The organism is Chlorogloeopsis fritschii PCC 6912 (assembly GCF_000317285.1).
Taxonomy (GTDB): domain Bacteria; phylum Cyanobacteriota; class Cyanobacteriia; order Cyanobacteriales; family Nostocaceae; genus Chlorogloeopsis; species Chlorogloeopsis fritschii.
In genome coordinates, this window is sequence record NZ_AJLN01000056.1 from 1 (window position 1) to 13,461 (window position 13,461).

General features: G+C 42.2%; 15 protein-coding genes. 7 read left to right on the forward strand and 8 right to left on the reverse strand.

Going from position 1 to position 13,461, the window contains the following annotated elements; translation table 11 throughout:
• Nucleotides 1-387: 387 nt before the first annotated feature.
• Complete coding sequence (locus tag UYC_RS0108530) at nucleotides 388-1,182, forward strand: Tab2/Atab2 family RNA-binding protein (protein ID WP_016877236.1); 795 nt, start codon at nucleotides 388-390, stop codon at nucleotides 1,180-1,182.
• A 50-nt stretch (nucleotides 1,183-1,232) separates the two neighbouring features.
• On the opposite strand, the gene UYC_RS0108535 is transcribed toward UYC_RS0108530, so the two are convergent.
• The gene (locus UYC_RS0108535; protein ID WP_016877235.1) at nucleotides 1,233-1,688 is read right to left on the reverse strand and encodes a hypothetical protein; all 456 of its coding nucleotides are present in this window, start codon (nucleotides 1,686-1,688) and stop codon (nucleotides 1,233-1,235) included.
• A 1-nt stretch (nucleotide 1,689) separates the two neighbouring features.
• Complete coding sequence (locus UYC_RS0108540; RefSeq protein WP_016877234.1) at nucleotides 1,690-2,043, reverse strand: hypothetical protein; 354 nt, start codon at nucleotides 2,041-2,043, stop codon at nucleotides 1,690-1,692.
• Between the two features lie 359 nt (nucleotides 2,044-2,402).
• On the opposite strand from UYC_RS0108540, the gene UYC_RS37630 reads away from it, so the two are divergent.
• The 3 genes from UYC_RS37630 (at nucleotide 2,403) to UYC_RS0108550 (ending at nucleotide 4,769) form a co-directional block, all read left to right on the forward strand.
• A complete protein-coding gene (locus tag UYC_RS37630; protein ID WP_157171225.1) occupies nucleotides 2,403-2,555 on the forward strand; it encodes a hypothetical protein in 153 nt (50 codons plus the stop codon).
• 51 nt (nucleotides 2,556-2,606) lie between these two features.
• Complete coding sequence (locus UYC_RS0108545; protein ID WP_016877233.1) at nucleotides 2,607-4,007, forward strand: amidase; 1,401 nt, start codon at nucleotides 2,607-2,609, stop codon at nucleotides 4,005-4,007.
• 66 nt (nucleotides 4,008-4,073) lie between these two features.
• The gene (locus UYC_RS0108550; protein ID WP_016877232.1) at nucleotides 4,074-4,769 is read left to right on the forward strand and encodes a Crp/Fnr family transcriptional regulator; all 696 of its coding nucleotides are present in this window, start codon (nucleotides 4,074-4,076) and stop codon (nucleotides 4,767-4,769) included.
• 168 nt (nucleotides 4,770-4,937) lie between these two features.
• Here the strand turns inward: UYC_RS0108550 and UYC_RS0108555 are convergent, their stop codons facing one another.
• Nucleotides 4,938-5,606, reverse strand: coding sequence for a helix-turn-helix transcriptional regulator (locus tag UYC_RS0108555; RefSeq protein WP_016877231.1), 669 nt, complete (start codon nucleotides 5,604-5,606; stop codon nucleotides 4,938-4,940).
• Between the two features lie 119 nt (nucleotides 5,607-5,725).
• Between UYC_RS0108555 and UYC_RS0108560 the strand changes: the two genes are divergently transcribed.
• Nucleotides 5,726-6,379 carry a DUF3386 domain-containing protein gene (locus tag UYC_RS0108560; protein ID WP_016877230.1) on the forward strand — a complete coding sequence of 218 codons (654 nt, stop codon included), beginning with the start codon at nucleotides 5,726-5,728 and terminating at the stop codon, nucleotides 6,377-6,379.
• Nucleotides 6,380-6,722: 343 nt separating this feature from the next.
• Here the strand turns inward: UYC_RS0108560 and hpsU are convergent, their stop codons facing one another.
• The 4 genes from hpsU to UYC_RS0108580 form a co-directional block, all read right to left on the reverse strand.
• On the reverse strand, nucleotides 6,723-7,274 hold the full coding sequence (hpsU, locus tag UYC_RS0108565) for a hormogonium polysaccharide biosynthesis acetyltransferase HpsU (protein WP_016877229.1): 552 nt from the start codon (nucleotides 7,272-7,274) through the stop codon (nucleotides 6,723-6,725).
• A 173-nt stretch (nucleotides 7,275-7,447) separates the two neighbouring features.
• On the reverse strand, nucleotides 7,448-8,392 hold the full coding sequence (locus UYC_RS0108570; RefSeq protein ID WP_016877228.1) for a glycosyltransferase family 2 protein: 945 nt from the start codon (nucleotides 8,390-8,392) through the stop codon (nucleotides 7,448-7,450).
• 17 nt (nucleotides 8,393-8,409) lie between these two features.
• On the reverse strand, nucleotides 8,410-9,333 hold the full coding sequence (locus UYC_RS0108575) for a glycosyltransferase family 2 protein (RefSeq protein WP_016877227.1): 924 nt from the start codon (nucleotides 9,331-9,333) through the stop codon (nucleotides 8,410-8,412).
• Between the two features lie 281 nt (nucleotides 9,334-9,614).
• Nucleotides 9,615-10,394: a hypothetical protein gene (locus tag UYC_RS0108580; RefSeq protein WP_016877226.1), complete on the reverse strand. Its 780-nt coding sequence runs from the start codon at nucleotides 10,392-10,394 to the stop codon at nucleotides 9,615-9,617.
• A gap of 215 nt (nucleotides 10,395-10,609) precedes the next feature.
• Between UYC_RS0108580 and cobU the strand changes: the two genes are divergently transcribed.
• Nucleotides 10,610-11,179, forward strand: a complete 570-nt coding sequence (cobU, locus tag UYC_RS0108585; protein WP_026087643.1) for a bifunctional adenosylcobinamide kinase/adenosylcobinamide-phosphate guanylyltransferase — start codon at nucleotides 10,610-10,612, stop codon at nucleotides 11,177-11,179.
• Nucleotides 11,180-11,345: 166 nt separating this feature from the next.
• Entirely contained in the window at nucleotides 11,346-11,777 is a 432-nt protein-coding gene (locus UYC_RS0108590; protein WP_016877224.1) for a hypothetical protein, read from the forward strand.
• 9 nt (nucleotides 11,778-11,786) lie between these two features.
• On the opposite strand, the gene UYC_RS0108595 is transcribed toward UYC_RS0108590, so the two are convergent.
• The gene (locus UYC_RS0108595; protein ID WP_016877223.1) at nucleotides 11,787-13,442 is read right to left on the reverse strand and encodes an RluA family pseudouridine synthase; all 1,656 of its coding nucleotides are present in this window, start codon (nucleotides 13,440-13,442) and stop codon (nucleotides 11,787-11,789) included.
• Between the last annotated feature and the right edge of the window lie 19 nt (nucleotides 13,443-13,461).

The window sequence follows — 13,461 nt, forward strand, 5'->3', positions numbered from 1 at the left end:
AAGTTCTGCCTCGTGGTAACGCTCTGTAATTAGAGTCTGATTTTGAGAATTTCATAAAGGCCTCGATTTATCATCGAGGTCTTTTTTATTTATATTTGGCATTTTCCTTGTGGATTAGCAAGTTGGCTAATCAAGCGCGTTGAGAATGTTCCAGCAAATCAAGTTAGTAAAATTTGTGGTCTTAAATGAACGCAATGCGAGCTTTAGGGCAAGTTGAAGATTTTGGTAGGCGATCGCTGATAACAGGCTAGGTATGCCTCAACATTCAAGAACATATTTTCAACCCGTTCTTTACAATCAAACCAGTCGGAAAAAGAACAGGAATGGGGTATCATTTGTGCCAAGTGACGAGAGTCAGATGGTTGTATCGCAAAAGCTGGAACTGCTATGAAAATTTGGCAAGCTGATTTTTATCGTCGCCCACAACAGGATGCGTCTGAGCAAGTTTTGTGGGATTTGTTGATTTGCGATCGCGATCGTAGTTTTCAGTATGAAGCGAACTGTCCCCAATCTGAGGTGAATTCCAGTTGGGTTGCGTCTCAACTGCAACTAGCAGCAACTGTTGAAGGGCTGCCAAATGTAATTCAAGTGTTTCGCCCTCAGTCTTTGGGTTTAATTGAACAAGCTGGGCGCAGTTTGGGTATTAATGTTGAGCCTACCCGTCGTACTTTTGCTCTCAAGCAGTGGTTGCAGGCAAAAGGCTATCCAACTGTAGTAGACAAACCACCACCTGCACCATTACCAGAAAATCTTTGGGGAGAAGAATGGCGTTTTGCAGCAATGTCAGCAGGTAACTTAGTTGAGGCGTTTGCAGAGCTTCCCATTCCTATTTTGGTAATGCCAGAGTTTCTGTTGCCGATTAATTTGGGTTTAGCATCAACGGTGTCGGTTCCCGGTGTGGTAATTTATGGGGGAAAACAATCGATGCGCTTGGCACGGTGGTTGCAACAAGCACGCCCTGTGGCCTTAAATTATGTTGCAGGTGCGCCCGATGGTTTAGTATTAGAAGCTGGTTTGGTAGATAGATGGATTGTTGCCACCTTTGAAGATGCAGAAGTAGCAGCAGCGGCTAAGGCTTACGAACAGCGCAAGCAGCAAAGCCGCGGATTGCACTTTTTACTCGTGCAGCCAGATGATTCGGGTTTAACTTACAGCGGTTTTTGGTTATTGCAGGCGGAGTAACACCGATGTTGTCGGAATTTAGAGAAACGGTATAACAAATGGTATTATTCTTATTTTCGTTTTCTATCTATGTACCCCTTGTAACCAAAGCCACTGCCGAAACCACCCCCAAATATGATAATTATCTTCAAAATGTCTTGATATACAACTACATCTTTATTTACCAAAAAGTAAGTTAAAAATCCAAAAAATACCAAAAATATAATAATTGTAATTAGATTATATAATCTAGCTGATTGTGTATCAGCAAAAGCTCTGTCATCATCTTTTTCTACAATATCTAAGATTCGGGAAATATGCTGTTCGTTGATCTTGTCCTGAATAGGTGAAATCAAGGATGAAGAAGAAATACGTTGCATAGAGAGCGTTGCTTGTACAATTCTCTTTAGCTGTGGAGGTAAGTCTTCTAGTTCCTCAGGAAATTTAGAAAAATTTCCCCCTTCCTCTTCTTGTTCTTTTCGCTGTTTATCTGAGCTTTGTGTAGATTCATTTTCTAGCTCAGACATTCTATTTACTCCTTATTAAACGAGATATATCTAGCGAGTATATAGCCGTTTCTAAGTCTTCAATATCTTCTGTTGAGTCAGAAAATTTAGAATATAAAAACTGCATAAGCTTACGTTCTAAAGTCTCTTGTATTCTCACCTCAAGTTCCTGTTCGATAAAAATCGAACAGGCATAACGAACTAGGGATTCAAAAGCTTGATCATTAATTTCTCTATTATTATGTAAATAGGAGAAATAAGACAGAACCTCCTTAAGTTTTTCTACATTTAATCTAGTTAAATTGTGTGGATTTGAAACCTCACCTTTTATTTGACGAAATTTAGTCTTTTCTTTTGTTTTTTTGTGCACAACCATATTAATTACCTCAACTATATATCAGAACGTTGAGAAGCTATTCTCTTACAATAACCAACTAATAAACAAAAGTTGATAAATAAGTAATTTATATCAATAAGTAACTTCAACAAACTTCAACAAAATCATGCTATATGTCAACATAATATCGTTTCGCACTGCTTTTGTAAATTTACCGTAATAATAAATAAAATTCAAAAAATGTTATATATTAAACAGTAGCTGATTGTCATCACCTAGAAAAGTTAATTGTATAGGTTTCTGGTACTCACTATCTCCGCAAAATTCATAAAATATCTCTGACTCAAGGTTTCTCCTTCGATGTTTCACCAAACCCAGCACTAGACAGCGAGGAGGCGATGCTTGCAGCAAGCCCTACCCGCAGGGTAGGGCTACGTTCAACGCCGAACGGTGTACGCAAACGCAAACTCTTTAAACCCGAACATATTCGTAAAGCAATGTCACGTCTGCAAGAGCAAAACTGGCTAAATTTCCAAGCAAAGTCAAGTTAAAAATTATCTAAAAAATGCTAGGAATAGACAAAACTAGCTAACAAATTACACATGAATGAAATTGACTTAGCCTTTGCCCCAGCCCTGGAACAGGCACAGTTAATTCGTCGCCGGGAAGTGTCGCCACTGGAGTTGGTGCAGATATATTTAAAACGGATTCAAAGCTTAAATCCCCAACTGGGAAGTTATTTTACGGTAATGGCAGAGCAAGCCCTAGCTGACGCGAAAGCCAAAACAGAAATGTTGACAACTAGTAAAGAATTGCCTCTGTTTTTTGGCGTACCGATTTCAATTAAAGATCTCAATCCAGTTGCAGGTGTGCCTTGTACCTTTGGCAATCCAGCGTTACTCAACAATATTCTCGACTTTGATGATGGTGTAGTAACGCGGATTAAACAAGCTGGATTTATTCTTTTGGGTAAAACAGCTACTTCTGAGCTTGGTTCATTTCCTTACACAGAGCCTACGGGTTTTCCCCCAGCCCGCAACCCGTGGAATTTAGAATACACTCCCGGTGGTTCTAGTGGAGGTGCAGCAGCAGCACTGGCAGCAGGATTGTGTGCGATCGCTCAAGGTTCGGATGGAGGTGGTTCAATTCGCGGCCCGGCAGCGTGCTGTGGTTTGGTTGGAATTAAGCCAGCGCGGGGAAGGGTAACTCATGCACCAGTGGGCGATCGCCTTAGTGGCATTGCTACTAACGGGCCGATTGCTCGTACAGTCGCTGATGCGGCTGCCCTTTTAGATGTGATGTCCGGTTATGTGACTGGCGATCCCTATTGGTTGCCCGATCCTGAACCATCGTTTCTAACCGCAAGCAAGGAAAGAATTGGTAGATTGCGAGTAGCTTATGCTACTAGTATTCCTCCCATTGGCGAAGCTGATGCCACCTGTAAGCAAGGTGTTTTGCAAACAGTGAAGTTATTAGAAGAATGCGGACATACAGTAGAAGAAAAATGCCCGGACTTTAGCGGCTTAGTAGAACCATTTCAAGTTGTATGGCAAACAAGTGTTGCGGCATCGGGACTTCCAGCCGAAGCATTGCAACCCGTGAATCGGTTTTTGCTTGCAAGAACTGGTTCTGCTGGGGAATATCTCCAAGCAGTTTATCAAATGCAGATGGTATCAAGATTAATCGTAGCGTTTTTTGACACCGTAGATGTACTAGTACTGCCAGTTTATATGCATTCTCCTATCCGGGTGGGCGAATGGGCAAATCTTGCTCCTGAAGAAACATTCCAAAATATCATTAATTGGGTTGCCCCTTGTCCGCCGTTTAATGCTACTGGACAACCAGCGATCGCTCTTCCTGTTGGCTTTGACGAGCGAGGTGTACCAATTAGCGTGCAAATTGTTGGTAAACCTGCACAAGAAGCGACTCTAATTAGTTTAGCAGCCCAACTAGAAGCACTTTTACCTTGGATTCAGCATCGCCCGGCAGTTGCTACAAATTAAGTAATAGGGTATGGGAGTTTAATTTTCCTGTACCCTGTTCCCTGTACCCTGTTCCCTACTCGATAGATGCAGGCAACCCTTGAACAACTTTCACAAATAATCGTGTTTGCGGATTTAGAACCCACAGACAGGATGAAATTGCAACCTCACACACACATACAACGCTACAGCAAAGGAGAGATTATTCTGCACGAGGGCGATCGCCTACCAGCCAAATTATTTACTGTGGCTAGTGGTGCAATTCAAGTTAGTAAAACAGCAACTACAGGTAAAGAAACGATTCTCCGCACCTTGTTTGCTGGGGAAATGTTTGCTGCGCCTGCACTTTTAGGAAATGGTATTTCTCCCGCCACAGTCACGGCTGAAACTGACTGCGAGATTCTGACAGTCGAAAGAGATGCTCTACTCCAAGCCATCCAGCACAATCCTGATGTTGCCTTGCGAATGCTAATGGTATTGAATTCTCGGATTCAGCAGTTGCATGAAACGGTTCACGGATTAGTTTCTGAAAGAGCGATTGTTCGGTTGGCAAGGTTAATTCAATATTTTGCTGTTGAATATGGTACAGAATTAAACCAACAAGGAAAGACATTAAAAGTCAAATTGCCATATTATCGCATTGCTCGCGGTATCGGTATTACCTATGAGGAATGCGTGCGTTTAATTAAAAGTTTGAAAACAACAGTTGCCTATAGTCGGGGTGGCAAAATCACTATACTTGATGCCAAGAAGTTGGAAGAAATTGCCTCTGGAAATACATAGGCAGAAAAGCTTGCATAGAAAGTGATTTATTGGCGTTGCTGAATCGCGGTATGAATTTGATGTGTAGAGACGCGATATATCGCGTCTGGGCAGGGGTTTTGGCATTACGAAAAATTATTTTCATAGCCTAAATCAGCAACGCCGATTTATTTTTTGATTTTGTATATCTCAAGATAAACCATTTTGTAATTTTGCTACCATCTCCGCCCGTGCTGAAACTCCTAACTTGCGAAACATTCGTTTTAATGCTTGCTTAACCGAATTTTGTGTAATAAAAAGCTTTTCTCCTATTTCTGTATTGGTTAACCCCTGCGCCACCAACTCCGCAATTTCTAACTCTCGTGGAGTGAGGCGACTAACTAACGGCGAATTGAATGTTTTTGGTTTTGCCCTCAGAGTGGCGAGTTTGGCTGATAAATGGAGGCACAAAGCACTTAAATCTGCTAAATCATTAGCATCAAAAGCAGGAGTACCGTTAGCACGAGCAAGGTTGAGTGTTCCAACAACACGACCATCGCATATAATAGGCCCACTCATCACGTGAGCGTGATCTTGGCGTGGACAAATTTCTTTCCAGTCTCCCGGAGCCAATATTAATTGTTCGTGGGCGGGAGCATGACGCTCAACAACATAGCGCCCGACTGGGTTGCCCTCTAAACAAACATCAGGGATGGTTTGCGCTTCAATATCTACCGGGGAACACTCATCCAGCAAATATAAACCCCCACGTTCCACACCAAAATGCTCGCCAACTGTGTTCATCACAGCTAGGCGTAGTTCTTGCTCATTGTGGGCATTGGCGATCGCATTAAACAGGGCATGAAGAGAACGAGCCATACAGTGTACTCATAAGTGTACCCAGTTGGGGACTAGGCGGGACTTGACAACTACTTCTATGCTAACTAATAGCACTAAAGGTAAAAAGCTAACATAACTGGCGAATATAGGAGAAAAAAATGACTGCTACACAAATTTCTGCCCAAGAGTTCTTTCGGGCTGCTTATGAGAACCGTTACACATGGGATCGCAATTTTCCTGGCTACACCGCAGATATTACATACAAAGTGGATGGGCAGATCTTCACAGGCAGAATATGCATTAATGCCAATCTCAAAGCTGAAGTTTTTGAGATTGAAGATGAGCAAGCAAAGCAGGCGATTCACAATCAAGCGTGGGAGATAGCAATTCACCGCATTCGTCGCAGTTTTGAGGAAACTCATGGTGCGAATACATTTAGCTATGGTAGTACCGACGAGACAGGCGCAGTCGAGATTATCTTAGGCGGTAAATCAGAAGGCGACAAATACAAAGTCCATAACAACGTAGTTAGCCTTGTTCACCGTCATATTCACGGTGTTGTCGTCACTATTAACACCTTTAGCACTCATGATACTGGGGAAGGCTACCTTCCCCACACCTACGACTCTGTATATCACGATCCCAAAACAGGCGAGCAAAAAGGTGGTAGGAGTGAATTTGTAGATGAGTACGAAAAGGTTGGTGACTACTTTATTTTGAATCGGCGGGAAATTCGCACTGAGACAGGAGCAAAACCTTCAATTCAGGAATTTACTTTTTCTAACATTAAGTTGTTAGAATCAGCTGCTTAAGCATACATTTTGTGGAGACGTGCCATGACACGTCTTTACATGATTTATATGTATCGTTATTAACTTGAAATCTGATTATCAAAGGCGATCGCTAACAATTGTATTTTGATAAAGTTAGGCTAAAAATCAATCAAAAAAACCTATACAAAGGAATCAGGAGGGAGTGTGGACTAAGGATTTAACCAGAGATCCGCATTTCCCTCCTTTGGTTATCAGGCTAACGCTCTTACTGTATACATTTCATTCTTTTTACAGGCATTCATATACATATGAAAATAGTAAATATACGGATTTCATTCCTCTGCTTCTAGATTCTCCGACGGTATTTACCCTGAGTTTGCTTTTATCTGGGATAGTGAGGTTTGCAAGGTGTACCCCAACACACTTGCCCAGAGGGTAGATCGCTAAAAACACTGCTGCGCGCACCAATGACGGCATTTGCTTCTATCTTTACTCCTGGTGCAATGAAGCAATCTGCCGCAATCCATACTCCATTACCAATATTGATGCTCGCTGTTGTCAAACCGAAGCTTGGATCGTGGATATCGTGACTGCCAGTACACAAATAACTTTTTTGGGAAATTACGCAGTGTTCCCCAATATGGATGTAGTCAAGGCTATATAAAACCACATCATCTCCGATCCAACTGTAGTCACCGATTGTGATTTTCCAAGGATATGTGAAGCGAGCAGTAGGGCGAATTAATACACCTTTACCAATGCGAGCACCAAACAGACGCAACAAAGCACAACGCAGGCTGTTAAACGGGTGAAGCGTCAGAGGAAAGGCGATCGCCTGCACAAACCACCACAACAAAACATACCAGCTTGGACGACCCCGGTCAAACCAAGATTGGTGATATTTGCGTAAATCTATAAATGAGTCATTGGTCATTAGTTAATAGTTAATAGTTAATAGGGGTTTAGTAGGGGCGGGTTTTGTTGATTGTCTTTCGGTTAAAAATTACAGTAGTGAGTATTGAGTAGTTGTTAATTGCTATTAGCCATTAACCATTAACCATTAGCCATTAACCATTAGCTATTAGCTATTAGCCAACTCTCCCTTGATTAAATTACTGTCTGCTTAACTACCTGAGAGAGAGATGGTGATGTTGTCACTGGAGTTGATTTTGTGTTGAGCTTGCCGCCACAGTGGCGTAATTCATAAAGTTTGACACCAATTTGATATTCATATTGGCTTAAAAGTCGTGCATAAATATAACCTGCTCTACCATCTAAAAAACCACGTTGGATAATATAAAACAACACAAACCGTAAAAATGGTTTAAATGGCAACCGCACCCAAATTTTTTTCAGAAAACGCTTACGTTGCACTGCATCACCAAATAAGCTCGCACCAATAGTATCGTTATTACCTTGGTTTGTAAGCAAATTTAGATAAACACGAGCTTCCCAGTTAGAATAACGATTATGCCTTGCTAACCAATGATAAAGGTCACGAAAATCTTCATGAATCATGTCATTTTTTAGATACCCTACCTTTCCCTCTAAAACAACGTGTTCATGAACTTCGTTATCACCAGTATTAGGAATATCTTCGGTATTAAGGTTTTCGTAACGACCTTGTTTGTGTTTAAATAAACGTAAATTCCAATCAGGATATTTACCGCCATGGCGAATCCATTTACCTAAGAAAAATACGCGGCGATTGAGGTAGTAACCATCATGTTCTGGATTTTGGATTGCTTGGGCTATTTCTTCCCACAACTCAGTAGTAATGCGCTCGTCGCAATCAACAATCAAAACCCATTCATTTTGAAAAGGAAGGTTTTCTAATGACCAATTTTTCTTTTTGGGCCATTGTCCATTAAAGTTAAACTGTACAACTTTCGCACCACATCTTTGAGAAATCTCGATGCTTTGGTCAGAACTTTGTGAATCCACTACAAATATTTCATCAGCCCTTTCAAGACTAGCTAAACAGGCTGGTAAATTCGCTTCTTCGTTTTTTGCTGGAATTAATACAGAAACTGGTATTTTAGATAGTGACATAATATAAATATTGAAGATTATTTTGTTATTTTTAAACCCTGAATAGCGGCATTTAAATATCCAATTTGACCGTAGGCATACACAAGCTTGTCAAATCGCTCGGCTGGATCGGAAATATGTTTTAAAGCCTTATAGATACCACGTAAAAAACGTTCGCTACCGCGTCGCAATTGCTCCGTAATCGCTATGCCTGCTATTTGTTCCCGATAACACTCACTAATCCCTTGCCACCAGCCTCGGTTTAAAAACCAAGAACGTTTGAGACGTTCAGGGGCAACATGATGAAACACATGAGCTTCAGGAAGATAAGCGACTTGCCAACCCCGTTGCAGGGCTATTTCCGTCATTTGTAGCTCTTCGTTAGATAGTAATTTTGTGCCTACACGCCCAAGATGAGGATCGAAACCGCCAATTTCTTGGAGAAAGCTACGTTGTATCGAGTAATTTAAACCTCTGGGGGTTAAACCTGGTTTATCAATGTAGACTATGTTGCCGCCTAAATCATATGCACCTAAATTAGCTGCTAATCCACTAGATAGCCATTGTGGTGGTTGGATTCCATCACACCATAGCAAGCTAACTTTACCACCAGCGATCGCTAGTTTGGGGTTATTTTGATAAGCACAATACAATACTTGCAGCCAGTGCTGACAAGCTACGGCATCATCATCTAGATATGCTAAAATTTCACTGCTTGCAACTTTAGCACCTGTATTGCGAGCTACAGATAAACCGAGAGTGGGTTCAAAAACATACTTCAGGCGAGGATTGCTGGCTCTTTGTTCTACAACGGAACGAGTGCGATCGCTCGATCCATTATCCACCACTACCACATCAAAATCGCCGACAAAATCCTGTGATAGAAGGCTATCTATGGCTGCACCTAAATAGGTTTCTCGATTGTGAGTACAGATAATGGCAGAGATTTGCGTATCTGGCATAGGGTATAAGTAATTAAGGTGTTCAGATCCCCGACTTCTACCCTTCGGGAAGCCACCCTCCGGGTGTCTATAAGAAGCCGGGGATCTGCTAGCCAACAAAATTAATGTGATAAGTCACTAGTGACAATATCCAACCTTCACTAGCTTTGGTGCTAATCTATACCAAAATACCTTGACTCACCAACCGAGTTTTTTCGGAAATAATTTTTATTAATAAGGGTGTGGTGTGTGGGGAAAATTATTCTCGCTACACCCTACACCCTACCATCTATACCCTAGCTTCAGTAATTTTCCTGAGATTGAATGTGACTATGTAATACCACTAGACTTTCAGCTAGTTGTGCGAGACGGGTTTCTAGATATTGCTTGCGTCCCAATAGTTGACGTAATTTTTGATAACGAGCAATAGCCATACTGACGCTGGCTACTTGTTCAGGTGGACAAGGACGCGACCAAACCGTACCAGAAGCATCTAATCCACACAAACGATAGCCAGCACGGGACGATTGACAAGATACTTTTGCTTGTTGAGCGCAAATTTCTTCTACATAGTCCATCAGTTGATCGACTTCTGCATGACGTAGTGTAGCAGTTCCTTGCGATTCCTCAGCAGTTTCAGATTCTAACCAACCATTGACAATTGGCCCTTCTAAATAAACATCTTGTATTTGCCGCACAATTATTTGTAGCTCTGCTTGCCAATTGGCAACAATTTCTTGTATTTCTTGCAACAAGTTCATTGCCAATCCAGGATTGGCTGCATTGCGATGACTTGTCAAGCTAGGAGTTTTGATTTTGGGTAGGCTTGGTGTTTTGCAACCGTTATCTTCAACTGAAAAGGTTTGTACGGTGGTCTTTTGGCACTGAGTATTCTCTTCTTCTAGTGTTTGAGGAGGTTGATTTGGGGATTGTGTATCGCTATGTGTGGCTTGTTCCGATGTCCCGACACTAATCCTAAAAGACAAAGACCGCTTGTTTGTATCTCCCGATTCGGCAGCAGCAGTATCGCGATTGCCTAAATCATGTAGGGTTGCCTCAATACGTTTTAAGCCTGCTTTCATAAATATATCTCTAGCCTAGATCGTGACTTGTGGTGTTTAATGATGCTGAATCAGCTTTTAGGATTTTTGACTTTACCCAATCATTGCACAAATGATGCTGAGTATTAATTGTATCTATATAAAAGTTATTCAGTGTCAAAAATCCCACTATTGAAAGAAAAAATTTTAGTCATCAATTGCAACCCCGGTTAATTAAAGATACTAAGGAAATAACTTTGAGTAAAGTAATTCTTGTAACAGGCCCTGCAAGATCTGGCAAAAGTGAATGGGCGGAAACTTTGGCGATGCAGTCACAAAAAGCTGTGATTTACGTAGCAACAGCAACTCAAAATTCTGCTGATCGCGAGTGGCAACAGCGCATTCAAAGACACCAACAACGCCGTCCTCAAAATTGGAGCACATTGGAGGTACCTGTAGAATTATCTACTACCCTTACCAAAGCCAAAGCAAACACGTGTATTTTGATTGATTCTTTAGGGACTTGGGTAGCTAATCTACTCTTTGAGGAAGAAGAAAGCTGGGAAAACACTGTGCAAGATTTGTTAAAGACGATTGAGTTAGTTACAGTCGATATGATTTTTGTAGCTGAAGAAACAGGATGGGGTGTGGTGCCAGCTTATCCTGTAGGTCGAACTTTTCGCGATCGCCTGGGGAATTTAGTACGTCGCTTAGGTGCAATTTCTGAAGCTGTTTATCTTGTTACTGGCGGTTACGTACTCAATCTCAGCACTCTTGGTACTCCTTTACCAGCATGGGGGAAAGAGGACAAGGGGAGGTGGGGATAAGGGGACAAGGAGACAACCAACTACTAACCACTGTAAGGGCGGGTTTTAACAAAAATCTCTCTAGGATGACGAAATATCTAAATAAACCCGCCTCTACAAATGACCAATGATTTATTCTTAATTCTTTATTCCAGATTCCCAGATTTAAATCCTTTACAATTGGAATATGGCATCTCAAAAAGAAGTTAAACAATATTTGGCTTACTGGTTTCAATTAGGTAAGAAGGTTGTCATCGGTAACGGTGCAGAAACCTTGTTGCCGAAATCGGTAATTGTAGGCGATAGATATAGTGATGAATTTGAAAAGTGTTGGCAAAAAATTGTCTCACCGGAAAGTGGCGACTGTTACCTAGAGGGTACCCAGGAAACTATCGCTGAACTTTTGAGTCCTAATTGGGACATGACAAGCTGTGCACGTTGCACAATGCCAGTACCAGTAAGAAATGTAGGTATGCCACCTGAACTGTGCCCCTGCAATGATTTACCAGATTGGCCGAATACAGATTTACCACTTCCACGAATACCTGTTAACAATCAAGTACAATTGCAATTAATTCGTAATCGGCTTTTGCAAAATTCTAAATCCGATGAGAATTGAATTGTTCTATCAAAACGGTGTCTGTACCCGTAAATAAAGGGTTTGTCCAGATTGGGGATGGTTGCAGCGAAGTTCCCGTGCGTGTAGATGTAATCGATTTGTGTCTGCATGACATCCATAAAGGCGATCGCCCAAAATTGGCACACCCAGTCCTTGGGGATCGGCAGCATGAACCCTGATTTGATGGGTGCGCCCGGTTAAAGGTATAAATTCTATGCGAGTGTGATTTGACTCTGTTGCGATTACCTGGAAGTGAGTCAAACTAGGTTTACCGCGCTGCCAATCAACTTTTTGATAAGGGCGCTGCTGAGGATCTCCCCACAACGGTAGTTCGATCGCACCTTTTTCTATCGCCACAGAGCCAGAAAGTATGGCTTCATAAACTTTGTGAACTTGACGCTGCTGAAACTGCTGGGTGAGTTGACGATAGGTTTGTAAATCGCGAGCTAGAAGCAGAATACCAGAGGTTTCTCGATCCAGGCGATGCACAGCCATAAGTGCCATCCCATCAGGTAAGAGATGACGCAACCGACTTTGCACGCTATCTTGGCGATCGCGGTAACGCCCCGGAACTGATAGCAACCCTGGAGGTTTGTTGACAGCAATCAGCCATTCGTCTTCATAAATAATAGGTAGCGTTTGTGCGATCGCGCCTTCTACAGTCAAATCACGTTGAGGCAATCCTGAGAGCAGAAACCCCATCAACGGTTGACAGCGTTCTGCACAAGCTCCATAGAATTCTCCTTGGACTTTATCTTGATTTTTTGAGGGCTGTCCCCACCAAAATTCTGCCATTGCCAGTGGTTTTAGCCGATTTATTGCCGCATAGTGGAGTAGTTTAGGAGCACAACAATCTCCCGTGCCAGTAGGCATGGAACCTCCTGGCATCAATTGCTGCAAGGATGCTGATTGCCCTAAAAAATTAATTAGGCTGTAGGCAGCGTGCATTTGAGTTTGTAGTTGGCGTGACAGTGCTTGACGCTGTTGTTTCAATTCTCGAATTCGGGCATCTGCGTTTGCAATTATTTGCTTGAGGGGCTGCAATATCTCATCCCGTTGACGTTTGAATTGCCGTCGCTCTATTCCCTGCCAACGGCTTTCGGCATCGAGTTGTTCTAGGGCAACAGTGAGTGCTGTTTCCGTCAGTGTTTCACACAATATTTGACGTTTTTCTTGGCGTTGCTGTTTGCAATTCCGATGGCGATCGCTAATTTGTTGCCACTGCTGTTCCAACTCACGAGACAGGGTTTCGTACTGCTTTCGTTCGGGGAGTTGCTTGAGGGTAATAAGTTCCTGTTTGATAGCTTCTAATTGTATCAAAGTGCGGGCTTCGTCTAAGGCAATTTCGTCTTTTCCGGAAATTGGCGGCACCCAGCCCTCAACCATGCTGCTACCATTCAAAAGTCCGGAAAATGCTTTGAGTACTCTTTGTTCGCCAGAAGGCAGTTCAACTAGCAATACTCCATACATCTTGCCCTCAGAATTATAACGCTCATCGGTGGCAAGGTATCGCATTAAACCATAGGCTACTGCTTCTGCTAAAGGGGTGCGGGGCAGTTTTAGTAGTTTGCCTGTTTGAGGACAACGCCCTTCATAGTAATAACTAGGAGATAGGTTATTGATTGCAGATTCTATAAAATCTGAAAGTTTGTGCAGAATCACCATTTGCGTAAAGTTATAGTTA

Excerpts from the sequence above, each read along its gene's own strand:
- UYC_RS0108555 (WP_016877231.1), bottom strand. The coding sequence starts at position 5,606 with ATGGCTCGTTCTCTTCATGCCCTGTTTAATGCGATCGCCAATGCCCAC.
- UYC_RS0108540 (WP_016877234.1), bottom strand. The coding sequence starts at position 2,043 with ATGGTTGTGCACAAAAAAACAAAAGAAAAGACTAAATTTCGTCAAATA.
- UYC_RS0108575 (WP_016877227.1), bottom strand. The coding sequence starts at position 9,333 with ATGCCAGATACGCAAATCTCTGCCATTATCTGTACTCACAATCGAGAA.
- UYC_RS0108560 (WP_016877230.1), top strand. The coding sequence starts at position 5,726 with ATGACTGCTACACAAATTTCTGCCCAAGAGTTCTTTCGGGCTGCTTAT.
- hpsU (WP_016877229.1), bottom strand. The coding sequence starts at position 7,274 with ATGACCAATGACTCATTTATAGATTTACGCAAATATCACCAATCTTGG.
- UYC_RS0108545 (WP_016877233.1), top strand. The coding sequence starts at position 2,607 with ATGAATGAAATTGACTTAGCCTTTGCCCCAGCCCTGGAACAGGCACAG.
- UYC_RS0108535 (WP_016877235.1), bottom strand. The coding sequence starts at position 1,688 with ATGTCTGAGCTAGAAAATGAATCTACACAAAGCTCAGATAAACAGCGA.
- UYC_RS37630 (WP_157171225.1), top strand. The coding sequence starts at position 2,403 with ATGCTTGCAGCAAGCCCTACCCGCAGGGTAGGGCTACGTTCAACGCCG.
- UYC_RS0108590 (WP_016877224.1), top strand. The coding sequence starts at position 11,346 with ATGGCATCTCAAAAAGAAGTTAAACAATATTTGGCTTACTGGTTTCAA.
- UYC_RS0108580 (WP_016877226.1), bottom strand. The coding sequence starts at position 10,394 with ATGAAAGCAGGCTTAAAACGTATTGAGGCAACCCTACATGATTTAGGC.
- UYC_RS0108530 (WP_016877236.1), top strand. The coding sequence starts at position 388 with ATGAAAATTTGGCAAGCTGATTTTTATCGTCGCCCACAACAGGATGCG.
- UYC_RS0108595 (WP_016877223.1), bottom strand. The coding sequence starts at position 13,442 with ATGGTGATTCTGCACAAACTTTCAGATTTTATAGAATCTGCAATCAAT.
- UYC_RS0108550 (WP_016877232.1), top strand. The coding sequence starts at position 4,074 with ATGCAGGCAACCCTTGAACAACTTTCACAAATAATCGTGTTTGCGGAT.
- UYC_RS0108570 (WP_016877228.1), bottom strand. The coding sequence starts at position 8,392 with ATGTCACTATCTAAAATACCAGTTTCTGTATTAATTCCAGCAAAAAAC.